Below are 22,848 nucleotides of genomic sequence, written 5' to 3' on the forward strand. Positions count from 1 at the left end.
ATCAATTGAAGTAAAACAATAGATGAAAATTTTGCCTGTAGCTCAGCATAGACAGAAAAATATCCGCTATATCACTCCCAGGTGATGTAGCGGATATTTTTATATGCTTGATTTACTTCCGTCCATAATCGGCTTTGATCTCGCCCCAGCTTCGTGTTTCCCATTTCAGTAGCTTATTCGTGTACTTATGGGTACGTAGCCATTCCTCTGCACGGTCGACCAGCTCCCAGATTTCGGCGGTCGATTCGTCACGCACGAGGGTAGAGGCTGCTTTTTTCTGCTTCACCCATTTGAGTGCATTTTCGGAGTCGCTGTAGACAGTTTTGTTGCTTCCCTGCTTATTCAGATAGGCAAGCGCGTGCACGATAGCTAAAAATTCACCCATATTGTTCGTGCCTTTTGCGATCGGGCCTTTGCTGAAAATAACCTGTCCGGTGCGGGTATCTACCCCTTTATACTCAACCGGGCCCGGGTTACCACGTGTGCCCACATCAACAGAAATGCTATCATAATCGATCTGATCCATCGGAATGTTGGTCGCAGCTGCCTGACGCTTACCATAGCTTCCGGTTTTGCTGCCTGTAGCTGTGGATTTGCTTTTAGCAGCGCCGGCAGATTGACCCCAGTGCTTTTTCCAGCCATCACGGTAGGCTTGCTCTGCCTCGGCGCGTGACTCGTATGATTTGTATTTTGCATCCTTGTAGCCGCTCGTTTGCTTCTGGCATTCCGGCCATGAGCTGTATACGCCCGGCTGGTGCCCTTCCCAGACGACATAATATTTTGATTTTGCCATAACGATTGTATTCCTCCATTACCTATGGATCGCTTGTATATAACGACTTCTATTAAACTACTTCATCACTGCTCATACACGTACGTCTATTCTATTATGACTGCTTTGTTTGTACCTTGGCAACCGAATCGGCTGGGGTCGCCAGCTCAGGCGAGACATCCCATTTGCGCCGAGCGACAAATACGGCACAGAATAGCAGCAGCAATCCATTGACGATAAACACATATCGGATATCGAGTATCGAGCCCAGCAGACCGCCAATGAGAGGCCCTGCCATCGTAGCGATCTGAGATGCCGACTGGTTCAAGCCAAATGCGCGTCCACGGAAATCAGACGGCGTCACCTTGACGATCAGCGCATTAATCGACGGCATCACGGCAGCGAAGAACAGTCCGTATCCAAAACGCAGCATGCCAAAGCCCCATATATTAGCGAGCAGGAACTGCAATACATTGCCGATCCCACTACCGATCAAGCCAATCAGAAGCACCTTACCAAAGCCAATACGCGAACCAATCTTCCCCCAGCGCGGCGCCATAATCAGCGTAGCCACCCCCACCGCTGAAAACACAATGCCCGCACTCAGTGAAGCACTGCTCGTCGATACGCCCAGCCCTTTGACATAGATCGTAATGAGCGGCTCCAGAATCATAACCGAGAAGTTAGCCACCCCTGTTAAGACGAGTAGCGAGACAAAAATCGGATTCGCAGCTGCCTGACGAATATCGCTGAGTACGTTAGAACGCTTCGCCGAACGATTAAAGTTATGCTCCTTCACCCAGATCGTCGCGATTAGCGCCGCAATGAGCACGATTAGCGCCGAAAACAGGAACGCATTACGGTTACCTATGTAGTAGCTGACCACTCCACCGATCAGCGGCCCAATAATCGTACCTGTTGCGCCTGAGGTCGCCATAATGCCAAGCGCATAGCCTGTCTTGTCCTCCGGTGTATTTGTACCGACAAGTGCAATCGATGCAGGCACAAACCCTGCCAGCAAGCCTTGAAATAAACGCACCAGCAAAAATACATACGGATCGGTCACAAAGTAGCTAATCAAATACAGTACCGCCAGACTAAAGCCAGAACGAATCAGCATCGGCTTCCGTCCATACTTATCCGACAGTGAGCCCCAGAATGGAGCAATCAAGGCACTCGCTAGGAAGGTAATCCCAAAGGCGACACCTGACCATACTTCCAGATGGCGAGTCACTCCCAGCTCGGTTTCCAAAAAGATCGGCAAAAACGGAATCGAGATCGAATACGCCATACTGCAAAAGAAGACACCGACCCAGATCACCACAAGATTACGCTTCCAAGAAAACTCCATGCACGCCCACACATCCTTTCGTTATCGTCCATTCTACTCCTGTTGGGCAAAATCTCCAAATTGAGACAAATGAAAGCTGTGAATGAACAGTGGATAGATACGATAGGCATAAATGATCTATTTTGCAGATAAGCATAATAAGGAAAAAGGAGCTCCACCCTCGTAAACGATGTCATGATGCTCATTTGCGGGTAAAGACGAGTAGGCGCTGTCATAGGGACGCTCAACATGGAGACCCGGACATAGCTGGATCACCAGTTCAGCATACAAATTCATGACAATTGAGGAGATGATCGGCATGAGTACGAATTTTGATCATAATAAAGACGCAGCTGCACAGGAATATAACCGTTACCGCACCATGGATGCCGTGACTGGACATGACGAACAGGAGCTACGCAGCATTCCAGATAATGAGCTGGATACGGTACAGCCTACAGTACGGGATGAGGATGGCGTACGCTCGGTGGTGAGTGAGCCAGAATCGGTTAACCGTCTGGAGGATGAAGCCGATGCAGGAGTGATGGATCAGGCGATCGCGACCGATCGTGGGATGCATGGACATGTAGCTTCTGACGAGATTGCGCCAGCAGGAACGATTGGTATGGAGGACGACATGAATACAGTTGATGTCGATCAAGAAGAATACGCACTGGACGATGAGGATGCGCCACTGCCAGACGTACCGGATGCCGATGAATTTAACGGCGGCGAGACGCCAGAAGACCCATCCGTGCCTTCGTCATATGATCAGGATGCTCATGGGACAGATCTGCGTAATGGCTCGGTTGGAGATGATGAGATTGTAGATGATGTGGATCGTCGTCTCGTGTGAGTGATTGATTGCATATAAAATGGTTGCACATAAAGTGATGGTGTAGGAATAGCTTCCATATTAACTATATCGTACAGCATAATTTTAGTTCACAGAGATATGGCTGTAGATTGCAGAAGGATAGTTACGCTGTGATTTCAGCTGTGACGAATGAAGATAGATGAAGGCAGATATAGAGCATGCTGTAACAAATAAATTCGAATATGAGCAGGGTACAGACCATTTTATATAGCAATGGAGGGATAATGATGAGTGAGGATCGTTCCAAACCGGAAGAGCAGGAAGAAAAGAATCTCGTGACCGAGCGCGACAATGATGAGTCGTTTGGCTTGTTCCGTGAGGATTCATTCCCTGGCGCAGGAGATGATGAGGTGCAGAAGCGTATTATTCATAATGAGCTGCCACGGGATAATACGTTGCTGGAGGATGAGGATGAAGAATAAATTGATAGTTACGATGAATTTAGGCTGACCGCTTCAAACATTCAAATTCATTTTTTGTTTTTATATACATGAACAATTAGGTGTTTTGATTAATTGCTAAAGGCTCGCATTGTCTCCATAACTTGGACAATGCGAGCCTTTAGTTTAAGACTTATTTGAAATTATAGATAATAACTAATTATGCACTGATTCTGAACTTCAGCTATAATTCCATGACATTCACTCGACATTTATCCCTACTAAACTATAAAGTACATTTATACCACTATCCTATAAAAACAACTGCATCTTTACGCTGAAATGCGAGCGGTAGTTTATCTCGAAGTCCTGCTATCCTTTCAAATATCTTATCTTTTTGTTCCTCATTCAAAGATTTCGCCGCCCATTCTTTTATAAGCATTAGTTCCGCAATGATATGAGGTACATCTTCCTCTTCTACATCAACACCTGTCAGGAAGAGATCGGTCCATTGTAGACCTAATGATTCAATTGCAGGTAACCAACATTCCTTAAAAAATGACTCCGTAGCAACTGGAATGAAAAATTCCTTTTCGAAATCGTTTTTTGGGTCAAGAATTAATGCACTGATAGCCATAATCTATTTACCTCCAAAGATTGCACTAAACTTGTGATCAGGAAATTCTTTTCTTAATTTGTTTACACTATTTTCTACTGCCTGTCTTAATTCGGGTGTGTCTCCGTCTAATCTAAAAATAAATTCTCGGATATGCTTAATGTCTTCAAGGTTAGGTATTTCTGATGAGCTATTCTTAGTTGCCCTTGTAGCAGTCGCCTTTTCTAGAGCATCAATCCGATTGCTCGTTTTAGTAAAAATCTGTTTATCTGCAAATTGTTGTGGAGTTTGCGCAGGCAAACCTGTTTTGGGATTGACTTTGTTGAGACCTTGAGCAGATTTATCCTCATAAAAAATCTTATTCACCAAATCAATCTCATCTAATTCTCCTATTGATTCTCCTCTTTTGTTTACTATTTCAACTTCTTTAGCACTTTTAATTTTTGGAGCTTTGCTCGCTCCCTCAGCCCCAACCTTCCCAGCCGAGCCTTTACCTTCACCCTGAATTAAATGAACCAAATCCTTCGCACTTTGTAAAGTGTTTTTCGTCCCCTGCACGACCGCACCCGATCCATGCACAATCCCAGCCACACCTGCAACGCCTACAGACACACCGAGTGGAGCCGTAATCAGACCTGCGTCCAATGCAATACCGCCACCTTCAGCCGTAGCTCCACCTGCGACTTCCGTTCCACCCAGTGCAGTCGCTACAAGGTGACCGAGCAGCTCGCCAGTTTTATGAGCGACGGGATGCTCCGTTGGTGTCGGGCCTTTCTGGGCAAGACCCCATGTCATATCGCTGATCATCGCCTCTTTGGCGCCATCGTAGCCTTCCTTCGCGGTATCGACGCTCTGGCCTACGGTCTTCGCTACGCTCTGGTAGGCGCTGCGTACTTGTTGCCCGGTTACTTTGGCCTGTTGTTTGGCGTGCTGGATCGTTTGACCGAGCTGATGCTGAACCTGCTGTTCCTTTTGCTGGATCACCGAAACATCGTGCTTCATCGTCTGACTCAGGCGGTGAATATCGTCGACAAACTCGGTTTTCGCCTGATGTAGGAAGGCTTTGGTGCCTTGCTCTGCCTGCTTGGCAGCATGATTGGTCGCTTTAACGGCATGCTCGGTACCCTGTACGACAGCTTGCGCGCCATGCTCTACCTCCTGCTTGATCTCACGACCTGCCTTCATGGCGGCGTGGTACGTTTCACTGACTTTATGCTGTGCGTGATGCACGAGTGGCGTGACGGCTTGTTTGACGGCGGTTTCTGCCTTTTGCTCTGCTCGAACTGCGGCATGCGTGACCTGACTTACCCGATGCTCGGCATTATGTACAGTTTGCTTGATGCTGCTTTCCACTTTGTGCTCTGCATGCTCGACAGCGTGATACACTTCCTTGCTTTTTTGCTCGACGGCGTGAGTGACATGATGCACGGCCTGTTCGGTATGTTCGACCGCGTTCTTCACTGCCGGATGACTCTCGACAGCATGCTCGATCGCACGGCTGACTGTATGCTCTGCTTGCTTGGCTTTCTCCGTAAAGTGACTAACCGCTTGCTGAACGTGCTGTTCGACCTTATGCTCGGCCTGTACGACTTTCTTTTCTGTTTGCTGAAAGGCTTGCTTTGCCGCGTGACTAATATTGATGGTGTCGTGTGCGACTTGTTTGACGACTTTTTCGGTTTTTTGCTCGACGTGCTGGACAGCGTGTACCGTTGCTGCTACCGCATGCTTGGCAGTGTTCGCGAGCTGCTTCTCTTTATTCCCAGCCCAGTGTGCGATTTGTCCAAAGATTGACATGGCCTCACTCCTCCTATGAATGTGCAAGATTTCTACTATTCTCTATTTAGCGCAGCTATTCCCTAAGCTACTTTGTTTATTTTATATACATGCTGACATATGGATAGAGGCATTTATGGTCAATTTTACATATATTATCAGTTTGTCCTAAAAATAATTCCTAAGTCCGTAAGCGGCTCTGTGTTTATATCCTACGAATAGCATATTTTTGCAGAAATGTGCATAATCATTGCGTCAACAAGTGAGTAGATGACGCGCACAGTATACAAGTAGGCTATGGACATATGGAAAAACCCTCTACCTTGTGTCTGTAGCACTAAGCATTCAAGCATCAGCCAGACGTGATAGAGGGTTGATATCCTATCTATATAAGATGTATCCAGGTTGAGTGCAATATTTATGAAGCTTACCCAATAAAATACAATACTTTTTAGCAAACCATACAGCACAATGGAATACAGTGCAGAATTTTCAGAGGTGCCCTGAATGTTTGCTCTTTAATTTGTTGTGATCGTTTATTGGAATGATTTATTAGTACTCTGCTCATCTGTTTATTCCGGATAACATATACTGAGCAGACACTCAACACACGTCCAGCAACTCGGTATCGTTCACTAGCCACTCCAATACGATTCCGTTTATCAGATACCCGCTTTCGTAGAATTGATCGCCAGCTCCCATTTCAATTACACCTTTTCCAGCACAATAATACACGTACTATCCGGAAGCGGTACTGGCATCTCCCATTCATCCGTAATCCGTACCCGATGCTCCAGCGCTTCCGTATAGCCCTGCTGCAAAAATGCCTCCAAATGCACAACGCGTACCTGTTCACCCAGTGTATTCTCGATGAATTCACGATATCCCGTTGGTGTCAAATAACCAAACTGCTCCTGCACCTCATGCACATAGGCTTCCTCGCCCCATGTGTAGGTGTACAGGAATTCCATCGCATCATTAACAGGCATCTGCACGGTTTGCTCGTCCAGCACATCATAACGGATCGCTCGTCCTTGGAAATCGCGTGCATAACGTTCCAGCGCGGCCATACCATCTGGCTCGAGAAATGTAATTCGTCGCTGTTGTACGGTTGGCTCGGTCATGATGCCATCACGAATGATGATCCGCCCACCGCTCGGCAATACATCGCAAGCGCTGAGTAAGGCAGCGGCAACAGTATCCAGATTGAACTTACGACCATTGAGCGGAATGTACGAATACAACTCATGCAGAATCGATGAGAATAGAATCGTGTCTACGCTGCCCTGCTCAATCGTCTCCTTTAATGCCAGTGCATCGCCCTTCATCACTTCCCAGCGATGCCCTTCCAGACGACGACGGCGCTCCAATGCTTCGATGACATTTTCGGATATATCGATCCCGATCGCGCGTCGATCTGGCATTTCCTGCTCCAGCAGATCGAGCATTACGCCACCGCCTGGCCCGATATCCAGTACGGTATTTCCGGTCACATAACGCAGCAATAATCGTTTGTAATCGACCGACTGGTTCATCGTAGCCAGATAACTCTCCTCGTTATGGAACCGATCGTATGCATCCCGGCGCAAGCCGAACAGGTCGTATAGCATCAACACTGCTTTCTCATATAGCGGTGACTTCTCTGCTTCTACGCAAAATTCGATCAGCTTCTCAGCAGCCGCTGAGAACTGGAAGTTGAAGAATACCGTATCGGCAATATGCGGCTCGGTCATCAGCTCGTATTGCAGATGTGGACTATCTGCGGGTGGCTCTCCTGCATGTAGCGCCTCCCAGCTCCAATCCGATAGATACTTCTCGATCATCCGCTTCTTATACAGATTGATCTTCTTCACGCCTTTATAGTCATAATACAGGCTATTCATCAGCCGCTCGAAGCTAATATGCTTCACCTCGGCTGGCACCAGACGTGCGATAAGCGCGAATACCTTGCTGAATTCCTCCAGTGAAAAATCCTGGAGCGCCGCTTCCACATACCAGAATGTATGCTGCTCCAGTCGCTGGAATACCTGCTCGATTCGCGCTTCCTCAGACAGCTCCGCCAGACGCTCCAGCGTATTCTCTCCGCGTGCCTCACTACCTGTACGTAATCGTAAAATACGACTCTGCACATCCAGCCCCTGCGGCTGCTCACCATACGCGATAGCATGCACAAGCACGGATAGCTCATCTCGCACCTGCTGCCATAGCTGCGGCGAAACGGCTTCGATAATACAGCGATTCAGCACGAGCAACGTGCTTTTTAACTCCTCCGGCGACAGGGTGCCTTGCGCGACCACGTCCGCCAGCGGCAGATTATCTGCAAATGGCACCTCTCCACGCAAAAATTGACCCAGCAAGCCATGCGTACGAATGAGTAGCGCGACCAGACGCTCACGTTCTCCGTCTACACTTACCGCACGCTCGTATAGCGCCGCAGAGCCTTCATTATGCACAAACAGATTAATGCCATCCTCCTGCCAGCGGATACGCTGACGTGCCGTACCGCCCTTCGCTGTCTCTGCCCAGCAGAGCGTTTCTTCCACAATATCCCGTAGCCAGTACGATACACGCAGCTGATCCAGAATACGTAGGGTACGCTCCACATAATCCAGCACCGGATTCGCTTCGTTCAGCTCACGCAGGGTGCTTACACGCTCCAGATTAACGACTCGCTCCTCTGCGGATACGAGATAGCTAAGCCAGCGCTCGGTTACCGTACCATCCACCTCATGTTGACGATATTGTTCTATTGCAGCCAGCGTATCCAGCATGATGATTGCCCCTCTTTCGTTCGTTCATTTGTACCCAGCTTATCTAGCGTTCATCTTCAATTCAGTCCATTTATACGATAGGCTATGAGCGATCTGGAAATTCTACAAATTCCTTCCCGACCGAATAGCGTTTGCCGCGATTCACGATATCGTCCAGCCAGCGACTCAACTTCACACCACTCTCCTGCGCGGAATAGAATACTTTGTATGGAGATAACGTATGTGGTGTACCGCGTCTTTTCTTGCGTCCACCTACTCCATAATCGGTAATGAAAAAGTGATAATTATCCAGCTCCTGTCGTAATCGACGTGCCGAATCGAGCATGCCCAGTGACCAGTCATTCGTAATTTCCAGATCATCGCTGACCAGCCCCTTGGTGCGTTCATTTAATACTGCCTCATACGAAGGCAGTACCTTGTCGTATACGGTATTCGATTGCAGTAATATCGCATTCACTGGCAAGCGCTTCGCATTCGCACGGAAGGCAGCACCGATCAGATCATGCTCAATCTCATAACCAAATGTACGCTGGAAGTCCGCTTTCCATACCTCATCGATAATATGCGGCCAGCGATGTGAAGACAGATAGGAGCCATCTGCATAATGGTACACCTGCGCATTCGGATAATGCTCAGCAATATGGGGCGCCCAGAATGCCGAGCCGAAGCCGCCTGCACTTGCGCCAGCGATGAATAGCTTGTCTGGCTCTGGTAAGTGCTGGAACATCCACTCCAATCCGCGCAGTGTATTATCACGTCCACTATAATGCGCGGTGAACGTCAGCTTCCCACGATCTTTATATTTCACCTTGTTATTCCCGATATGAAAGTCCCCAGTCGCATAAGGGATGTAGACGATATTCCAATCTCGAAATGGATTATCCCGGCGTTGATTGTCCAGCATACCGCCCAGCAGATCAGGCTTATAAAAGGGAATATTGGCAAAATAGTAACCCAGCTCTCGATTTTGCAGCAGGGTGCGCAGTCCGAACGGCTTGGTCGCCGTATGACGATTCCAGCTAATGCCGCCACCGGAAAAATAGACGACCAGATTATTGCTGCGTCCTCTACGGGTAAGCAAATAATAATCTGAGCCATCACCGGATACCGCCTTACCACTGAGGCTGATTCGATTCCATTTATATAACGGCGATTGGTCGAAGTGCTCGATCAACGAGGGACGCTTGATAATAAATACGATCACGGCGATGACGATCAACGCCAGCATAACCCATTCAATGCTGGATACGATCATGGTTGGTTCCTCTTTTCTGGGATGCAATTTGAGAGAGTAGAGTGAAGATCGGTAGATGAATAGAGCTTCGATTCATTGCAGCGACTCAGGTCACCGGACGGATGATCGATACTCGGGTTCGGCGAGGTGTACGATTCGCCTTGCGTCCCTTGAGTAGCCATAGCTCTGGTGTGTCACGCACATCACGTACCTCCAGCTGAAATGGCGTGTGCGGTAACGCTCGCGCAAATCTCAAAAATAGCCGATTCCCGTCCACTGCCGATCCTGTTACCTTTACTACCTGTGGACGGCTCATGCCAGAGGACAGATGTAGCAGCACCTCACCGATCGAATCCGGGTCAATTCGCTTGTTATAGGTGATCATCACCTCAGCATCGTCCAGTCGCAGACCGGATGAAGGGAGCGGTGGCTCGGCATACATATAACCGCCAATATGATATTCATATGCCATCCAGGTGCGATATCCAAGCGCATACGCATGATGCTCAAAATCATCCAGCCAGCGGCGACCCTTGATCATACTCGCCCGTGAGCCGATATCTGCCTGAATGCCGAGTGGCAGATCGGGATAACGCTCACGAATCGAAGCGGCAAGTGGCTCGTATTCGCGAATATAGTCGGCAGGCAATCCACGCTTCATCCAGTCCGGCCAATGCGTCTGTAGCACATGAAGATCCGGCTTCACCAGCTCAATCATAGATACTGCATCCAGCCCCTGCCATTCGCGTAGCTTGCGCGCGGCATCGTCATCGCGCACCGCGAGCGACCAGGTAGCCACCTGAATATCCGGTCGCAGCTCACGCGCTCCCTTAGCACCATTGATCAGCTCATGAATAAGTCCGTTCACTGCATCCACACGCAGATCAATCCAGGCTTCGTATAGCTCAGGTACCCGTGTGTAATAACGCGAAGATGACGTATCACGGAATTCCGGCATCTCTTCCCCATATCGTGCACGGAATGCCTGTGCTGCCAGCGGCCCTACGTCTCCGTACACTCCGCGCTCTAGTCCATTCCACTCTGGAAAATAAGGCTCTGCCACCTCCACACCATCAAACGGCACATTCGACAGCACGTATGACAGCACTTCTTTTTTCCATTCTATATATTCAGTTGAAAAATGGGAAAATCGCTCAAATCCATCATTAATCGGTCGCAGTAGCTCCATACGCCACTGCTTCCACAGCGGCGGTGCATGCTCTGCGCTAAATGTACCGTTGCCCAGCACAAGCGCCCAGACCGCAATCTCTCTACGCTGCAATGCCTCCACCAGGCGCAGATCAACCTTCTGCTCATTCACGACAAAATAATGCACCGTACGATAACCCGCCAGTACCAGCTCATCCGCGATACTATCGGGTGAACGATCGGCATAATACGGGAATAACGGATCGATCTGAATACTAGCTCCACGCAGCGCCCACGGGCGTCCTGCACCTACATTCGGCTTCATCGCGAATATCCTCCACGCTTATAAGATGAACGTGTGCGTACTCCAGCAGGCTTGCGCTCTCGCAAAAATAATCGCGCCGCTCTGCTTGCACACCAGATTGAAAAGACAGCAAACCATGCGCCCCATACCACAGGCGGCAAAAAGAATTGACGAGCAAGCCCTGCTGCATCTCCAGCAGCTGAAGGCGAGGTGACAGACATGAGTAGAATCGTAAGTGCCGATATGACCGATTCCTCTAATGTCAAAAACATAATGAGCATAAAATAGCCGTTACGTAGCCATTCCGGCCCGATCAGCATCAAAATGCTCACCACGATAAAGCCGATCAGCCAGATCACTCCAAATCCATGATGCACATACAGAATGAGCATCATCAGGGCAATCGATGCTGTAACGATAATACCTACGCGTTGCTGACGCTTGTGATACAGATAAAACATCCACACCACAAAGATCGATGAACCCATATAACCAGCAAGTCCAATCGGCAGACCGCTCCATGCCGACGTGATCATCGAATAGGTCACTCCACTATGATCTGCATTTAATTCAATTCGACTGACTCGCCCGGAGGTGAGCAGCGTAACCATCGCATGGCTGAACTCATGGATCATCGTATCCAGATTGCGAAATAACGACGAGAAAGGGATCAATCTCGTCAATACTGCCGAAGCTAGCAGCAGTAGAATCAATTTCAGCCAGTTGTTCAAAGCTTCACATCCTTACCCGTTTTAGTTGCCACTGCCACGTTCTATCGCCAAATCGCGCAGCAGCAAGCCTTTTCACCATTTTACCGTGCGTACGAAGCGAACACAATTTGAACGACTACTTATTTTTGAGGCAGGTGAAGCAATTGCTCAGCGATTATGCGCATAGTTGCTTAACCAGAGATACGTACTCTTTTCATATCGGAATCCATTCTTGATCGGTAAATGGATGGTAAGTAGATAATCAACAGACCGATCATTATGCATTTATCTATATTTTGAATAGATAAAAATATATTTGTTTATTTAATTATAGACAAAATAACAATTCATCTATAAAATAAGTATAAAATCAATCAATTATCTATCAAGGAGCTGATATCGCATGGATCGCAGGAAAGAGCTGCAACAGCAATATAAAGAAACGCCGATCGAAGCTGGCGTATATGTCGTTCGTAATCTAGCAGAGCATAAGGCATGGGTAGACAGCCTGCCTAATTTGCGTTCATTAAATGGTAGAACCTTCTCGCTCGATATGGGCTCGTTTGTCCATCGTGAGCTACAGGCGGATTGGTCGCGTCTCGGGAAGGAGCAATTCACTATCGATGTACTGGAGATTGTGAAGCCACCGGAGAATCCATTTGATAGTCATAAGGATCTGCTGTATGACAGACAACAGGAATGGACAGAGCGTTTGCGCGCTGAAGGCTGGAATCTGTATCAACCGCTGGAGAAAAATACGGCGTTGTAAGCTAAACGGTGCGATACAGCTACAATTCAGCGCATCGCTCTGCATTGTGTATCTAACCTAACATGCGGCATTTGTGCATCTGTTATGCATACATCCCTATACAATTAAATGAGTAAAAGTAAACGAGGCAGCCTATGTTATTGCATATGGCTCATCTTCTCCCCTATCACCCTGTACTGGATCGCTATCCGGTTCAGGGTGATTTGCTTGGGTATGGTATACTGGTAAGCAGATTGCGGCAGCGGCTGGGAAAGGATTGCCCTGGCTTATGCCTTTTCCAGATCGGACATCCGTATACCAGATGATGAAAGAAAGAAGTGGAGCCTTTTGTTTCTCAATATTTTGTTCGGTGTCGTATTGCCGATTATTGTACTGATCGTGGCAGGCTCGGTACTGGAGCGTATTTTCCGACTCGACCTGTACACCCTGTCCAAAATCAACTTTTACTGCATTACACCAGCAACGGTATTTATGAGTATGTACCATTCCAATATGAATCCAGAGCTGCTCGGTAATGTGATTCTGTTTTATGCGCTGTATGTACTGCTGTTATATATCGCTGGTTCGATCACCTCGCGGATAATGGGCTATCGCAATGGTAAAAAAGCCGCTTTTAACAATAGCATCATGCTCGATAACTCCGGTAACTATGGCTTGCCCGTGAATCAGCTTGTATTTAATGGGGAGCCGCTGGCGGCATCAATGCAGGCGCTGATTATGTCGCTGCAAAGTCTGCTGACCTTTACGTATGGAGTTATCTCGATTCAGGGTTCTCGGCTACAGGGGAATTATCGTAGTGTAATTGTCGGCTTTTTGAAAATGCCTGTTCCTTACGCGCTCGTGCTCGGGCTATTGCTACATGTGATGGCTGTGCCGCTACCTGCGATGCTGTCCCAGCCGCTGACTTATGCGCAGCAATCGATGGTGGCGATTGCACTGATCACGCTGGGTGCTCAGATCGTCAAATATCCGCTACGGCTGTATCGCAAGGATATTTACCTGAGTATGGCACTACGTTTATTTGGCGGGCCGCTGATCGGGCTGCTGCTTATTTATGTCTTGGGCTTGAGCGGTATTCCTGCTCAGGCACTGCTGATTGCCTCCGCGATGCCTACAGGTGTGAACACGTCGATTCTGGCAGAGGAGTACCGCAATGAGCCAGACTTTGCTGCTCAGACGGTATTGCTATCTACGATGGTTAATGTGTTTACCATTACGATTGTGATCACCCTTTCGCATTATGTAGCGTAACGAAAGCTTGCAAAACTTGTTTTCAAGGGAGTATACATTTTATACTGATACTGTTTGCCCTGATTGTACGCATTCGTCTAGACCTGTACTCGTTCGTATCGATATAGACGTATGATGCTACTGCGTGTCAGCAGCCTGTACATTCAGCTACGGCGATTTATTCATTTCAAAGGAGTGAGCATATATATGCTACGCCAACCACGTCAAGCTATCGTATTTTTCCTGATGTTCAGCGCACTACTACTCGTTCTTGCAGGCTGCGGCAATGCAAGTAACAGTGCTGGACAGAGCAGTACCTCATCCAGTAGTCAGACCGAATCGGGCACGACGGGATCAGACAACAGCAGCACCAGCAGTGAGCAAGGTGAAGCTAGCAGCACCGACAGCAACGCACCATCTGCTAATGACAATTCAGCAAGCTTCAAGCAAGCCAATGATCCAATTGTAACGATTGAGATGGATGATGGTCAGAAGATTGAGCTAGAGCTCTATCCTAAGGCTGCACCGAATACGGTGAACAATTTTATTTCACTGGTGAAAAAGGGCTTCTATGACGGACTGACTTTCCACCGTGTGATTCCTGGCTTCATGATTCAGGGTGGCGATCCGAACGGGAATGGCTCCGGTGGCCCTGGTTATAGCATTCCAGGTGAGTTTACCGGAAATAATGTACAAAATGATCTCAAGCACACTCGTGGTGTACTATCGATGGCACGCGCTGGCGATCCAAACAGCGGCGGCTCTCAATTTTTCATTATGGTTGCCGATGCTTCGCAGCTTGATGGACAATATGCTGCCTTTGGTAAAGTGATCAGCGGCATGGACGAGGTCGATAAGATTGTGAATGTGCCAACGGGTGACATGAATAAACCCAATACACCGCCAGTAATGAAAAAAGTAACCGTTGATACCAAAGGTGTCGATTATCCAGAACCAGAAAAAAGCAGCAGCAACTAAGCATTACATCGCTGCATGGTATGAACAGTAGCAGGCAGAGTCATTACGGATAGAAAGCCGTAGCCACTCTGCCTGCTTTTTCATTTGTAACAAGATATGTACAAAACTATTTTTAACTATTTAGACACTTAGCCATTTGACCGATATATACATTACCCTGTTCATTAAACAGGACATGCGGCGCAGATCATAATTGGCTCACCGCACATTATTAAACGGAACTCATATTCAATCAGGGCAAATTCATCGAAAGGTGAAGACGCAAAGCCATGGGTCTACAGCGAAAGTGCAGGGTTTCGCCACGATAGCCGGTTGCCGAGGAATACCTGATAGGTATGAATCGAAGGAGTCCGATTCATCATGAGCAACAACGCTAATTATTTAAAAACCATCTGGATCACGATGCTTACACTGCTGATCCTGCTGGGAGGTTTACCTATGTCATCCGCTCATGCGCAATCGGCTCAGAAAGCCACCTGGCTGTGGAATACGCAATTGATTGCCACTTCCTCAGCTGACGTGCTGCAATTTGCCGCATCCGAAGGGATCAACCTGATCTACCTGCAAATCAACCGTGATCTGGATGCTGCGGTGTATCACCACTTTATCGCCGCTGCCTCTGCACAGGGCATTGCTGTGCAAGCATTGGACGGTACTCCTTCCTGGGCGCTGGATTCCCAGCGTTCTCAGCTACAAGCCTCGCTCGACTGGATTACCTCTTATCAAAATACAGCGGGTGCCGATGAGCGCTTTAGCGGTATCCATATCGATATTGAGCCTTATCTGCTGCGCGAATGGAAAACGAAACAGAGTAAAGTCATCCGCGGCTGGCAGCAAAGCGTGCTAAGCGTTGTACAAACCGCACGCCAGCTCGGCATCTCCGCTTCGGCTGATATTCCATTCTGGCTGCATACCCTGTATACAGCCGATCAGCAAACGACACTGAGCAGCTGGATGATGCAGCAATACGATTCGATTACCATTATGGCGTATCGCGACCGGGCTGATGCGATTGTCGATGTTGCCTCGGCAGAGCTTGCCGAAGGTGTAACTGCGGGCATCAGCGTGTATGTTGGTGTGGAAACGAATGCTTCCGCAGAAGGAAATGGGATTACATTTTACGAAGAAGGCGCAGCCTATATGAAACAACAGCTTCAGATTGTTAATGATACAGCTTCAGCTTATGCTTCCTTTGCCGGAGTAGCTGTGCATGATTATGCGGGCTGGACAGCATTGAACAATCGCTAATGATCCTGCACGATTAAAATGACTGCTCTTTGCTTTTTGAGGGGCAGTCATTTTAATATATAACAATAGGGACATATTGATCAGTCTGCCACAAATGACTGCAATTGCCTGACTATTTGCCTATATCCCCTAATTTCAATCTCTACAATTTAAACAATTGCTTCTTTTAATGGGGTGAATGTGACAAAAATGTTATGCAATAGTATCGTTTGGAGACTGATTGGCAGGTCGCTTTGCTGGTATGATGGAACACGGGAACAAGAGAAATTTATTATGTAAGGAGCGTCTCATCTCATGCTACATATGAAACGGTGGCTAATTGTCACACTCATCATGGCACTTTTCATTCCGCAAGCAATGACCGCCGATGCGAAGGCAGCCGGCAACAGCAAGTCAGGAGCATCAACTTCGGGTAAAACGGTATATTTGACCTTTGATGATGGCCCGACTGCACACACGATGGATCTGCTAGACATTTTGGACAAGTACGATGCACACGCCACCTTCTTTATGCTCGGCCCGCACATGGAGCGTTATCCTGCGGCAACCAAGCGTATTGTCAAAGAAGGTAACGGACTCGGACTGCACGGTGTTACCCACGTTGCGAGCAAGTTCTATCACTCGCCATACAGCGCTTATAATGAGATGGTTGGTGCGAACAACAGTCTCTACAAGGTAACGGGTCAGCGTACAAGTCTTGTTCGTCCCCCTTATGGTAGCAAGCCGTATTTGAAACAGAACTTCCGTGATGTATTGCTGCCTGTTGGTGGCTTCCACCTGTGGGATTGGAACGTTGACTCGCTGGACTGGAAATATAAAAAGGATCATCAGAAGGTTTATCAGAACATCATGCGCCAGATTCACTCTGTCGAAGGACGCGGTCAAACTCCGGTTGTCCTGATGCATGATCAGCCAGGAACCTTGAAGGTACTGCCGCTTGTATTAAAAGAGCTGAAAGCCGAGGGCTACACCTTCAAAGTACTGAATAAGCAGATCAAGCCAGTGAACTTCTGGAACGACGAGCGTTAATCCATAGTTTTAATCAAAAGCTTAATTACAGCACGCTAACAGAAAAAGCCAGAGCTTGAAGCATACGCTTCACGTTCTGGTTTTTTTGCGTTTAGAAGATGAATGGCAGCCCTATTAATTTTTTTACAATTACGAAAAGAAGTGTTTCGATACCTAAGCAATTGAACAAGTAAAACCGATAATGAGGATAGAGCCTGCCATAGGGCGTAAACAAATTCAAAAGGGCGAAAGGATGATTGTGTGAACCGTTATCATGCAATATCAAAAACACGCATGTTCAAAATTTCATTATGCTTGATTCTACTGCTAGCTTCTTTTTCAAGTGCAGCAGGATCGGTGTTCGCAGGGCCAGCAAGCAACAATACGTTTACGGTCATCAATACGAATGGTGATGATAGTACAGGCTCGTTTGCATGGGCGATTGCACAGGCAGGTCAGTTCGCTGATGGTAAAGTCGTATTTGATCCTTCTCTTAAAGGCTCAACGATCACACTCGCAGGCAGTCTGACACACTGGAATCCAGGAGACAGTACATCCGTGGAGATCGGTTCGCAATCAACAGGCAGCTTCACCATCGAAGGTCTGACCGATGCTCAGGGCAAGCCTGCGATCACAGTCGATGGAAATGGATCACAAGGTATATATGCTACCGGTAGCGGAACATTCAGCATGTCCAACCTGATTATGAAAAACTTCAATGTAGTCGATACGCATGGAGGACTGGACTATATGGGTTCTGCGTTATCGATTACAGGCGAAAATTATTCCAGTGTAACGCTAAATAATATCTATTTTATCGGTAACAACAAAGCGTTTAAAAGCGGTGGCGGCATCGTGTCACTGAGCGTAGTCCAAGCTCCCTACAAGGTGACTATCGATCGTGTCAAATTCACGAACAACTCAATGGCGGCTAATGATGCCACGGACAACACGTTTCAAGGCATGTTATTTTTCAACAGCTTCGTCCAGGCTACCATTACCAACTCATTGTTCGCAGATAATACAGTCAATACACATACATCTTCAACTGGAATCGGCTCCATCAGCTCCGGTGGCGGTGCATATGATGCGATCTGGTACAATAATACATTTGCCAATAACAATCTGAATAATGATCAAGGCGCTGTGCTCGCTCCAATCGCCTATCTGACAGATGCAGGGCGACCAAATGGCGTTTCGTTTCAAAATGAATTCCGTAACAATATCGTTGCTAATTCTTCCATGAATTTCAGCGCACAGACAGATCTCTCTACCCTCATCTACAGAGCATCGCCCGATGTTCCTCCAGTAAAAGTAGGTCCCAACTTGATTGTGTCGTCTGCTGATTCCAGTACATTTAGAAACACAGATATGAAGGACTATAGATTAAATACTCAGGCTGTAGATGCGATTGATCAGGGTGACAATACGTATGTACTGAGCAGTCTCGATCTGGACGGTAACCCTCGTACCGATGGCGGCATCGTCGACCTGGGTGCACTGGAATATACACCAAGCTCTAACGCTGCATTGGATTCTGTAGCTAATCAAGCACCTGCAAGCACAGATATAACGGGCGGCAATGGAAGCTCGACTATAAATGCAATCAAATGGAAACTAAGTATGCCTGCGTCTGTGAACGAACTGGGTCTGGCTGACCTGAAAGTTCAGGATCCAACGGCTACAGTCAATCTATACAAAAGCTCTGATTATGCAAGTAATGAAATCACTGGTAGTGGAACGATCAGCATTAAGGATCATCAGCCACCTACCTATCTTTATGTCAAAGTAACCGCAGAGAACGGTACAACGGTTCAATATTATGAGCTCGCCGTATATCCGCCTGCAACGGATGTAACCTTACTATCTGCCCTGGCAGATGGTTCTGATACAAGCACATCCACCAAAATCAATCTTACTTTTGACAAGGATGTCGTTGATCTAAGCGCTAATGACATTGCCTTTTTCGATGTCACAGCTTCCGCAACCGTAGGAACAGTAAGTGGCTCCGGTAAAAACTGGTCGGTCACGATCACTTCGGTGCAAATGAAGCCTGATCCACCACCTGCTGATCAATATCCAACTTCCGGTCAGCTTCAATTCATTCTATCTTCGGGAGCCAATTATAACTTTATCGATGCTTCACCGATGGTAACGATCTACAAAGCCAAAGCACCACATGCTACACCACAAGCAACGATTGATTATGCTAACGAAAAACTGACCGGACTGGCGCCAGATACAACTTACCTCGTCAATGGTTCTACAGTTGTTGCGGACACATACGGTCATATCGTGATCCCTTCCTTCTGGATGGGTCAGACGATCAATGTGATCCAGGCTGCAAGTGCGGGCTCGGTAGACAGTCAGCCACAATCCTTGCTGATTCCGACTCGTCCACTGCCACCATTGAACCTGAGCGTGACCGATGCCACCTACGCAGAAGCGCTTGATGGCAAAATATCCGGCGTGAGTAGTGATATGGAATATACGATCAGCGATGTGGTTCAGTGGAACAATATTTATAGTAACGAGCTAACTCATCTTGCGGTCAATACGTATTTCATTCGCTACAAAGCGACAGCAAGCTCATTTGCATCCAAAGCGGCAGGTAAAATCGTTGGTGTCAAAGATCCGAATGCCGAGATCGTACCTGCACCTGTCGTGATGGCAGATGATACACTGAATACGATTATCGGACTGGATACGACGATGGAAGTTTCCGTCGATGGACAGGCATATGTACTATACAACGGCTCCAATTTGCCATCTCTGATCGGCGACCATGAAGTCAAAGTACGTTATGCAGCTACCGCGTCCAAGCCTGCTGGTCTGGTGACATTGTTGCAATTTACAGCCAACCAGCTTCCAGCCTTAACGGTAACAGCAAGTGATCCATCTGGCTCTGCCAATAATGGCAAAACGGTACTGACCATCACTTCACCAGCGTTGCCTGGTTCCGGTAATAAATGGCTCTTCAAAAACTTTGGAACAGCTACTGCTGTTCAGCCAGGAATCGGCTCATCGGTAAGCAATTATAGTGAATTGCCTACTAGCGGACTCGTGGATGCAGCCAATGGTGATTCCATCGTAGTCGTTGAAGCAGATATGAATTCCAATGTACTGCGTTATGCTATCGTTCAAGCTGTCGTCGTTTCAGAAAGCTCTGGCGGCGGTTCCAGCGGTGGTAGTTCTTCGGGTGGCGGCGGGGGTAGTCCTTCCACAACCCCTACGGTACCAACTCCTGGCACAAGCACACCAGTTACTGGTGGAAAACAACCTGTTATTGTACTTGTGAATGGCAAACAGGAAAATGCAGGCGAATCCACGACAACGATCGAAAACAATATCAAAACGACCACGATCGATGTGGATACGAACAAGCTCAAAGTGAAGCTGGATGCAGAAGGTGCTAATGCCATCGTTACGATCCCGATCTCTTCCGATTCGGATGTGAATCGAGCACAGATCGATGGGCAAGCCTTGCAAAATATGCAGGATAAGTCCGCTACGATCGTTTTGCAAACTGACCAGGCATCGTATAAGCTTCCAGCCAAAGAAATTCAACTGAGCACACTGGCTCAGCTGAATGGATTAGGTGCTATCACTTCTACTGACAATATTAAGGTATCGCTACAGATTGCTAAGTCGTCTCAAGCAGTAAGTGAGCAGATGACTCAAGCAAGTACGTCGAAAAAAGCTACACTGCTTATACCTCCATTTGACTTTAAAGTGACAGCCATCATAGCTGATAAAGAGGTAGCTGTAACTTCATTCAATTCGTATATCGAACGCACTATCCAATTACCAGATGATATTGATCCAACGAAAATCACGACAGGCGTTGTTATGCGTGACGATAACTCGATTGATCATATCCCTACTAAAGTTATCAAGCAAAACAACAGATATTATGCTGTCCTGAACAGCTTGACCAACAGCAATTATTCGGTCGTCTGGCATCCAATGACATTCGCTGATGTGAGCAATCACTGGGCAAAAGATGCTGTGAATGATATGGGCTCGCGCATGGTTGTAAACGGGGTAAACGATACTACCTTTAACCCGAATGCCAACATTACACGCGCTGAATTTGCCGCTATTATCGTTCGCGGTCTGGGACTGCCAGCAGGGAAAGGCGCAGATTCCTTTAGCGATGTGAAGTCGGATGCATGGTATGCAGGTGCTGTACAGACAGCCGTTGCTTACAAACTGATTAATGGCTTTGAGGATGGTACCTTCCGTCCACAGGATACCATTACACGCGAACAAGCGATGATGATTGTAGCCAAAGCGATGAATCTGACGGGTCTTGCGCAGCGTACACCTGCGTCTGACACAACAGCAGCACTGGCTGGCTTTGCTGACCATAGTCAGATCGGTAACTGGGCAAAAGACAATCTAGCATTAACCGTTCGCGCTAAGCTGATCAATGGACGTAACGGTAAAATGGATCCAAAAGCAAGCATGACTCGTGCAGAGGTTGCAGCCATGGTAGAACGTCTGCTGAAGCAATCCGAGCTGATCTAAACGAAACATCTGGCTATACGCTGCATGGCATGTAGCTAGACCACCATGACGGTGAACGGATCAGCGATCATGGATTGAACCCCATCATGCAATACAAATATCCGTATACAAAAGATACAACAGCCCCCTTTCTACAGAGAAAGGGGGCTGTTGTTATGCGCTCCTTTATTCATTCGCAACTAGATACCAGCCATACATTTCCAGATTCGCAGTCCAGCACATTCGCTGGTATGATACAAGTACAGCCATCGAAAACGACACCTATACATACACGCTACTATGCTATTTAACGATGAAAGGACGCATACCATTATGATCAACCTTCAACCTAATATCCACTGGCAGACCCCTGCTGTTACACGCCAGGAGCGGGAGCAGTGCTATGCACAACGCGGCAGACTATTGTGGCTAACCGGACTTCCTGGTGCAGGTAAAAGCACGATCGCCTTCGCGCTGGAACGAGCACTATTTGAACAGAATAAGCTCTGCTATGTACTGGATGGCGATAATATACGACATGGACTGAATGCCGACCTCGGCTTCTCCGCAGACGATCGCCATGAGAACCTGCGCCGAATCGGTGAGGTAGCTAAGCTTATGGTGGATGCCGGACAGATTGTGATTGCCGCCTTTGTCTCTCCTTACAGCAGTGACCGTCAGATGGTGCGCCAGATGTTTGCCGAGGAGGACTTTGATGAGATTCATATCCATTGCTCACTTGATGTATGCGAGCAGCGCGATCCCAAAGGGCTGTACGCCAGAGCTAGAGCAGGTCAGATTCAAGGTTTTACCGGAATCGATGCACCCTATGAAGTACCGGAAAACCCAGAGCTAGTTATTAATACGGAGCTGCTATCGGTGCAGGAGGCAGTGCTGTTGATGATAGAGACGCTGGAGCTGGGGTCTACGCCCGTATAAAAGAACCTCTATCAGTTGTTATATGCTTTTATTTGTGCAACGATTCTATCTATCTATCTATCTATCTATCGTACTGCATGCTGATACACATCTGTGTATAATATCACGCTGTACATCAGCACTTATTTATCGAATACCTGACTATACTTCCCAGTCATAAATCTATATTTGCCAGATATACAGTACACCTATGTATCCGCATTTACTTCTTGCACTCCAATCATTCCACCTATCCCCTATACATCTGCCGC

At 47.5% G+C, this 22,848-nt stretch carries 17 protein-coding genes and 1 riboswitch; of the genes, 9 read left to right on the plus strand and 8 right to left on the minus strand.

What is annotated here, in order from left to right; all coding sequences use genetic code 11:
* Nucleotides 1-112: 112 nt before the first annotated feature.
* Nucleotides 113-793, minus strand: a complete 681-nt coding sequence (gene rnhA / locus SK066_RS18685) for a ribonuclease H (protein WP_320542599.1) — start codon at nt 791-793, stop codon at nt 113-115.
* A gap of 94 nt (nt 794-887) precedes the next feature.
* Nucleotides 888-2,123, minus strand: a complete 1,236-nt coding sequence (locus SK066_RS18690; protein ID WP_188773417.1) for an MFS transporter — start codon at nt 2,121-2,123, stop codon at nt 888-890.
* Nucleotides 2,124-2,421: 298 nt separating this feature from the next.
* Here SK066_RS18690 and SK066_RS18695 point away from each other — a divergent pair, with 298 nt between their 5' ends.
* Entirely contained in the window at nt 2,422-2,958 is a 537-nt protein-coding gene (locus SK066_RS18695; protein WP_320542600.1) for a hypothetical protein, read from the plus strand.
* A 245-nt stretch (nt 2,959-3,203) separates the two neighbouring features.
* Nucleotides 3,204-3,401: a hypothetical protein gene (locus SK066_RS18700; RefSeq protein WP_320542601.1), complete on the plus strand. Its 198-nt coding sequence runs from the start codon at nt 3,204-3,206 to the stop codon at nt 3,399-3,401.
* Between the two features lie 265 nt (nt 3,402-3,666).
* On the opposite strand, the gene SK066_RS18705 is transcribed toward SK066_RS18700, so the two are convergent.
* The 6 genes from SK066_RS18705 to SK066_RS18730 form a co-directional block, all read right to left on the minus strand.
* Nucleotides 3,667-3,996, minus strand: a complete 330-nt coding sequence (locus SK066_RS18705) for a hypothetical protein (RefSeq protein WP_320542602.1) — start codon at nt 3,994-3,996, stop codon at nt 3,667-3,669.
* Nucleotides 3,997-3,999: 3 nt separating this feature from the next.
* On the minus strand, nt 4,000-5,769 hold the full coding sequence (locus tag SK066_RS18710) for a hypothetical protein (RefSeq protein WP_320542603.1): 1,770 nt from the start codon (nt 5,767-5,769) through the stop codon (nt 4,000-4,002).
* Between the two features lie 686 nt (nt 5,770-6,455).
* Nucleotides 6,456-8,519 carry a class I SAM-dependent methyltransferase gene (locus SK066_RS18715; protein ID WP_320542604.1) on the minus strand — a complete coding sequence of 688 codons (2,064 nt, stop codon included), beginning with the start codon at nt 8,517-8,519 and terminating at the stop codon, nt 6,456-6,458.
* A gap of 82 nt (nt 8,520-8,601) precedes the next feature.
* Nucleotides 8,602-9,774: a pectin acetylesterase-family hydrolase gene (locus tag SK066_RS18720; protein ID WP_320542605.1), complete on the minus strand. Its 1,173-nt coding sequence runs from the start codon at nt 9,772-9,774 to the stop codon at nt 8,602-8,604.
* A gap of 85 nt (nt 9,775-9,859) precedes the next feature.
* Nucleotides 9,860-11,227: an N-acyl-D-glucosamine 2-epimerase gene (locus SK066_RS18725; protein WP_320542606.1), complete on the minus strand. Its 1,368-nt coding sequence runs from the start codon at nt 11,225-11,227 to the stop codon at nt 9,860-9,862.
* Nucleotides 11,224-11,937, minus strand: a complete 714-nt coding sequence (locus SK066_RS18730) for a M50 family metallopeptidase (protein WP_188773405.1) — start codon at nt 11,935-11,937, stop codon at nt 11,224-11,226. Before SK066_RS18730 ends, SK066_RS18725 begins: the two co-directional genes overlap by 4 nt.
* Nucleotides 11,938-12,319: 382 nt before the next feature.
* Here SK066_RS18730 and SK066_RS18735 point away from each other — a divergent pair, with 382 nt between their 5' ends.
* From SK066_RS18735 to cysC, 7 genes are all read left to right on the plus strand, one after another.
* On the plus strand, nt 12,320-12,685 hold the full coding sequence (locus SK066_RS18735; RefSeq protein WP_320542607.1) for a GIY-YIG nuclease family protein: 366 nt from the start codon (nt 12,320-12,322) through the stop codon (nt 12,683-12,685).
* A 327-nt stretch (nt 12,686-13,012) separates the two neighbouring features.
* Nucleotides 13,013-13,936, plus strand: a complete 924-nt coding sequence (locus tag SK066_RS18740) for an AEC family transporter (RefSeq protein ID WP_320542608.1) — start codon at nt 13,013-13,015, stop codon at nt 13,934-13,936.
* Between the two features lie 186 nt (nt 13,937-14,122).
* Nucleotides 14,123-14,893, plus strand: a complete 771-nt coding sequence (locus SK066_RS18745; RefSeq protein WP_320542609.1) for a peptidylprolyl isomerase — start codon at nt 14,123-14,125, stop codon at nt 14,891-14,893.
* Nucleotides 14,894-15,119: 226 nt separating this feature from the next.
* A riboswitch (cyclic di-GMP riboswitch) is annotated at nt 15,120-15,213 on the plus strand.
* A gap of 40 nt (nt 15,214-15,253) precedes the next feature.
* Nucleotides 15,254-16,141 (plus strand): hypothetical protein, encoded by an 888-nt coding sequence (locus SK066_RS18750; RefSeq protein ID WP_320542610.1) that lies wholly within the window; start codon nt 15,254-15,256, stop codon nt 16,139-16,141.
* Between the two features lie 294 nt (nt 16,142-16,435).
* A complete protein-coding gene (locus SK066_RS18755; RefSeq protein WP_320542611.1) occupies nt 16,436-17,170 on the plus strand; it encodes a polysaccharide deacetylase family protein in 735 nt (244 codons plus the stop codon).
* Between the two features lie 240 nt (nt 17,171-17,410).
* Nucleotides 17,411-21,679, plus strand: coding sequence for an S-layer homology domain-containing protein (locus tag SK066_RS18760; protein ID WP_320542612.1), 4,269 nt, complete (start codon nt 17,411-17,413; stop codon nt 21,677-21,679).
* 312 nt (nt 21,680-21,991) lie between these two features.
* Entirely contained in the window at nt 21,992-22,597 is a 606-nt protein-coding gene (gene cysC / locus SK066_RS18765; RefSeq protein ID WP_320542613.1) for an adenylyl-sulfate kinase, read from the plus strand.
* The last annotated feature ends 251 nt before the right edge of the window (nt 22,598-22,848 follow it).

Source organism: Paenibacillus hunanensis (genome assembly GCF_034055775.1).
GTDB classification, from domain to species: Bacteria; Bacillota; Bacilli; order Paenibacillales; family Paenibacillaceae; genus Saccharibacillus; species Saccharibacillus hunanensis.

Excerpts from the sequence above, each read along its gene's own strand:
- rnhA (WP_320542599.1), bottom strand. The coding sequence starts at position 793 with ATGGCAAAATCAAAATATTATGTCGTCTGGGAAGGGCACCAGCCGGGC.
- SK066_RS18690 (WP_188773417.1), bottom strand. The coding sequence starts at position 2,123 with ATGGAGTTTTCTTGGAAGCGTAATCTTGTGGTGATCTGGGTCGGTGTC.
- SK066_RS18695 (WP_320542600.1), top strand. The coding sequence starts at position 2,422 with ATGAGTACGAATTTTGATCATAATAAAGACGCAGCTGCACAGGAATAT.
- SK066_RS18700 (WP_320542601.1), top strand. The coding sequence starts at position 3,204 with ATGATGAGTGAGGATCGTTCCAAACCGGAAGAGCAGGAAGAAAAGAAT.
- SK066_RS18705 (WP_320542602.1), bottom strand. The coding sequence starts at position 3,996 with ATGGCTATCAGTGCATTAATTCTTGACCCAAAAAACGATTTCGAAAAG.
- SK066_RS18710 (WP_320542603.1), bottom strand. The coding sequence starts at position 5,769 with ATGTCAATCTTTGGACAAATCGCACACTGGGCTGGGAATAAAGAGAAG.
- SK066_RS18715 (WP_320542604.1), bottom strand. The coding sequence starts at position 8,519 with ATGCTGGATACGCTGGCTGCAATAGAACAATATCGTCAACATGAGGTG.
- SK066_RS18720 (WP_320542605.1), bottom strand. The coding sequence starts at position 9,774 with ATGATCGTATCCAGCATTGAATGGGTTATGCTGGCGTTGATCGTCATC.
- SK066_RS18725 (WP_320542606.1), bottom strand. The coding sequence starts at position 11,227 with ATGAAGCCGAATGTAGGTGCAGGACGCCCGTGGGCGCTGCGTGGAGCT.
- SK066_RS18735 (WP_320542607.1), top strand. The coding sequence starts at position 12,320 with ATGGATCGCAGGAAAGAGCTGCAACAGCAATATAAAGAAACGCCGATC.
- SK066_RS18745 (WP_320542609.1), top strand. The coding sequence starts at position 14,123 with ATGCTACGCCAACCACGTCAAGCTATCGTATTTTTCCTGATGTTCAGC.
- SK066_RS18750 (WP_320542610.1), top strand. The coding sequence starts at position 15,254 with ATGAGCAACAACGCTAATTATTTAAAAACCATCTGGATCACGATGCTT.
- SK066_RS18755 (WP_320542611.1), top strand. The coding sequence starts at position 16,436 with ATGCTACATATGAAACGGTGGCTAATTGTCACACTCATCATGGCACTT.
- cysC (WP_320542613.1), top strand. The coding sequence starts at position 21,992 with ATGATCAACCTTCAACCTAATATCCACTGGCAGACCCCTGCTGTTACA.